The following is a 4,724-nucleotide window of genomic DNA, read 5'->3' as shown; positions in this document are numbered from 1 at the left end:
ACCTATCAACGTCGTAGTCTTCGACGGCCCTTCAGGGAGCTCAAGGCTCCAGTGAGATCTCATCTTGAGGCAAGTTTCCCGCTTAGATGCTTTCAGCGGTTATCTTTTCCGAACATAGCTACCCGGCAATGCCACTGGCGTGACAACCGGAACACCAGAGGTTCGTCCAACCCGGTCCTCTCGTACTAAGGTCAGCCCCTCTCAAATCTCAAACGTCCACGGCAGATAGGGACCGAACTGTCTCACGACGTTCTAAACCCAGCTCGCGTACCACTTTAAATGGCGAACAGCCATACCCTTGGGACCGGCTTCAGCCCCAGGATGTGATGAGCCGACATCGAGGTGCCAAACACCGCCGTCGATATGAACTCTTGGGCGGTATCAGCCTGTTATCCCCGGAGTACCTTTTATCCGTTGAGCGATGGCCCTTCCATACAGAACCACCGGATCACTAAGACCTACTTTCGTACCTGCTCGACGTGTCTGTCTCGCAGTCAAGCGCGCTTTTGCCTTTATACTCTACGACCGATTTCCGACCGGTCTGAGCGCACCTTCGTACTCCTCCGTTACTCTTTGGGAGGAGACCGCCCCAGTCAAACTACCCACCATACACTGTCCTCGATCCGGATAACGGACCAGAGTTAGAACCTCAAGGTTGCCAGGGTGGTATTTCAAGGATGGCTCCATGAGAACTGGCGTCCCCACTTCAAAGCCTCCCACCTATCCTACACAAGCAAGCTCAAAGTCCAGTGCAAAGCTATAGTAAAGGTTCACGGGGTCTTTCCGTCTAGCCGCGGATACACTGCATCTTCACAGCGATTTCAATTTCACTGAGTCTCGGGTGGAGACAGCGCCGCCATCGTTACGCCATTCGTGCAGGTCGGAACTTACCCGACAAGGAATTTCGCTACCTTAGGACCGTTATAGTTACGGCCGCCGTTTACCGGGGCTTCGATCAAGAGCTTCGCTTGCGCTAACCCCATCAATTAACCTTCCGGCACCGGGCAGGCGTCACACCCTATACGTCCACTTTCGTGTTTGCAGAGTGCTGTGTTTTTAATAAACAGTCGCAGCGGCCTGGTATCTTCGACCGGCATGGGCTTACGCAGTAAATACTTCACCCTCACCGGCGCACCTTCTCCCGAAGTTACGGTGCCATTTTGCCTAGTTCCTTCACCCGAGTTCTCTCAAGCGCCTTGGTATTCTCTACCTAACCACCTGTGTCGGTTTGGGGTACGGTTCCTAGTTACCTGAAGCTTAGAAGCTTTTCCTGGAAGCATGGCATCAACCACTTCGCATTCTAAAAGAACGCTCGTCATCAGTTCTCGGCCTTAAGATCCCGGATTTACCTAAGATCTCAGCCTACCACCTTAAACACGGACAACCAACGCCGTGCTGGCCTAGCCTTCTCCGTCCCTCCATCGCAGTAACTAGAAGTACGGGAATATTAACCCGTTTCCCATCGACTACGCATTTCTGCCTCGCCTTAGGGGCCGACTAACCCTGCGTCGATTAACGTTGCGCAGGAAACCTTGGTCTTTCGGCGTGCGAGTTTTTCACTCGCATTGTCGTTACTCATGTCAGCATTCGCACTTCTGATACCTCCAGCAAGCTTCTCAACTCACCTTCACAGGCTTACAGAACGCTCCTCTACCGCTCATCCAAAGGATGAACCCGTAGCTTCGGTGTATGGTTTGAGCCCCGTTACATCTTCCGCGCAGGCCGACTCGACTAGTGAGCTATTACGCTTTCTTTAAAGGATGGCTGCTTCTAAGCCAACCTCCTAGCTGTCTAAGCCTTCCCACATCGTTTCCCACTTAACCATAACTTTGGGACCTTAGCTGACGGTCTGGGTTGTTTCCCTTTTCACGACGGACGTTAGCACCCGCCGTGTGTCTCCCGTGCTGACACTTGCTGGTATTCGGAGTTTGCATCGGTTTGGTAAGTCGGGATGACCCCCTAGCCGAAACAGTGCTCTACCCCCAGCAGTGATACACGAGGCGCTACCTAAATAGCTTTCGAGGAGAACCAGCTATCTCCGAGCTTGATTAGCCTTTCACTCCGATCCACAGGTCATCCGCTAACTTTTCAACGGTAGTCGGTTCGGTCCTCCAGTCAGTGTTACCTAACCTTCAACCTGCCCATGGATAGATCGCCCGGTTTCGGGTCTATACCCAGCGACTAAAGCGCCCTATTAAGACTCGCTTTCGCTACGCCTCCCCTATTCGGTTAAGCTCGCCACTGAATATAAGTCGCTGACCCATTATACAAAAGGTACGCAGTCACCCAACAAAGTAGGCTCCCACTGCTTGTACGCATACGGTTTCAGGTTCTATTTCACTCCCCTCTCCGGGGTTCTTTTCGCCTTTCCCTCACGGTACTGGTTCACTATCGGTCAGTCAGTAGTATTTAGCCTTGGAGGATGGTCCCCCCATGTTCAGACAAGGTTTCTCGTGCCCCGTCCTACTCGATTTCATTGATAAGAGCGTTTCGTGTACGGGGCTATCACCCACTACGGCGGCACTTTCCAGAGCCTTCCACTACACTCAAATCAACTTAAGGGCTAGTCCCCGTTCGCTCGCCACTACTTAGGGAATCTCGGTTGATTTCTTTTCCTCAGGGTACTTAGATGTTTCAGTTCCCCTGGTTCGCCTCTTGCACCTATGGATTCAGTACAAGATACCCGGCTTGTGCCGGGTGGGTTCCCCCATTCAGAGATCTCTGGATCACAGTCTGTTTGCCGACTCCCCAAAGCTTTTCGCAGGCTACCACGTCTTTCATCGCCTCTGACTGCCAAGGCATCCACCGTATGCGCTTCTTCACTTGACCATATAACCCCAAGCAATCTGGTTACTGTCTCAATCGTGAAGACGACATTCGCCGAAAATTTGCGTCTTGAGAACTACAAATTTTACCTTGACCAGATCAATTGCCAGTGAAAGCAATTAATCAGTCACTTCTATCACATATCCAAATTTTTAAAGAACGATATTCGTACCGGTCAAAAGACCAGAAATCAGCACTCAACAGGACAAACCTGAAGCGCTCATTTCTGAACTCTTTAACACTCACCGCAACACGAGAGAGTGGTGGAGCCAAGCGGGATCGAACCGCTGACCTCCTGCGTGCAAGGCAGGCGCTCTCCCAGCTGAGCTATGGCCCCGTATTCTTCTGCACCAAGCAATTGGTAGGTCTGGGCAGATTTGAACTGCCGACCTCACCCTTATCAGGGGTGCGCTCTAACCAACTGAGCTACAGACCTATAACAGGGTCGCGTTACAGCATCGTCTTCGACTATGAATCAAGCAATTCGTGTGGATACTTATGAAGAAGCTGATGTCTTCGATTAAGGAGGTGATCCAGCCGCAGGTTCCCCTACGGCTACCTTGTTACGACTTCACCCCAGTCATGAATCACTCCGTGGTAACCGTCCCCCCGAAGGTTAGACTAGCTACTTCTGGAGCAACCCACTCCCATGGTGTGACGGGCGGTGTGTACAAGGCCCGGGAACGTATTCACCGTGACATTCTGATTCACGATTACTAGCGATTCCGACTTCACGCAGTCGAGTTGCAGACTGCGATCCGGACTACGATCGGTTTTATGGGATTAGCTCCACCTCGCGGCTTGGCAACCCTTTGTACCGACCATTGTAGCACGTGTGTAGCCCTGGCCGTAAGGGCCATGATGACTTGACGTCATCCCCACCTTCCTCCGGTTTGTCACCGGCAGTCTCCTTAGAGTGCCCACCATTACGTGCTGGTAACTAAGGACAAGGGTTGCGCTCGTTACGGGACTTAACCCAACATCTCACGACACGAGCTGACGACAGCCATGCAGCACCTGTGTCTGAGTTCCCGAAGGCACCAATCCATCTCTGGAAAGTTCTCAGCATGTCAAGGCCAGGTAAGGTTCTTCGCGTTGCTTCGAATTAAACCACATGCTCCACCGCTTGTGCGGGCCCCCGTCAATTCATTTGAGTTTTAACCTTGCGGCCGTACTCCCCAGGCGGTCAACTTAATGCGTTAGCTGCGCCACTAAGTTCTCAAGGAACCCAACGGCTAGTTGACATCGTTTACGGCGTGGACTACCAGGGTATCTAATCCTGTTTGCTCCCCACGCTTTCGCACCTCAGTGTCAGTATCAGTCCAGGTGGTCGCCTTCGCCACTGGTGTTCCTTCCTATATCTACGCATTTCACCGCTACACAGGAAATTCCACCACCCTCTACCGTACTCTAGCTCGCCAGTTTTGGATGCAGTTCCCAGGTTGAGCCCGGGGCTTTCACATCCAACTTAACGAACCACCTACGCGCGCTTTACGCCCAGTAATTCCGATTAACGCTTGCACCCTTCGTATTACCGCGGCTGCTGGCACGAAGTTAGCCGGTGCTTATTCTGTCGGTAACGTCAAAACAGCAAGGTATTAGCTTACTGCCCTTCCTCCCAACTTAAAGTGCTTTACAATCCGAAGACCTTCTTCACACACGCGGCATGGCTGGATCAGGCTTTCGCCCATTGTCCAATATTCCCCACTGCTGCCTCCCGTAGGAGTCTGGACCGTGTCTCAGTTCCAGTGTGACTGATCATCCTCTCAGACCAGTTACGGATCGTCGCCTTGGTGAGCCATTACCTCACCAACTAGCTAATCCGACCTAGGCTCATCTGATAGCGCAAGGCCCGAAGGTCCCCTGCTTTCTCCCGTAGGACGTATGCGGTATTAGCG

At 52.3% G+C, this 4,724-nt stretch carries 2 tRNA genes and 2 rRNA genes (1 of these 4 running past the window's edge); all 4 read right to left on the bottom strand.

Going from position 1 to position 4,724, the window contains the following annotated elements:
* Positions 1–2,829: ribosomal RNA gene (locus tag DBO86_RS13085) — 23S ribosomal RNA — on the bottom strand; it reaches 78 nt to the left of the window's first position.
* 258 nt (positions 2,830–3,087) lie between these two features.
* A tRNA-Ala gene (locus DBO86_RS13080) sits at positions 3,088–3,163 on the bottom strand.
* A 22-nt stretch (positions 3,164–3,185) separates the two neighbouring features.
* Positions 3,186–3,262, bottom strand: a tRNA-Ile gene (locus DBO86_RS13075).
* Between the two features lie 85 nt (positions 3,263–3,347).
* Positions 3,348–4,724, bottom strand: a 16S ribosomal RNA gene (locus DBO86_RS13070); the annotation flags it as partial.

Source organism: Ectopseudomonas oleovorans, assembly GCF_003052605.1.
GTDB lineage: Bacteria > Pseudomonadota > Gammaproteobacteria > Pseudomonadales > Pseudomonadaceae > Aquipseudomonas > Aquipseudomonas oleovorans_A.
The sequence above is the reverse complement of the archived record's forward strand: the minus strand, read 5'-3'. Positions and strand labels throughout refer to the sequence as shown.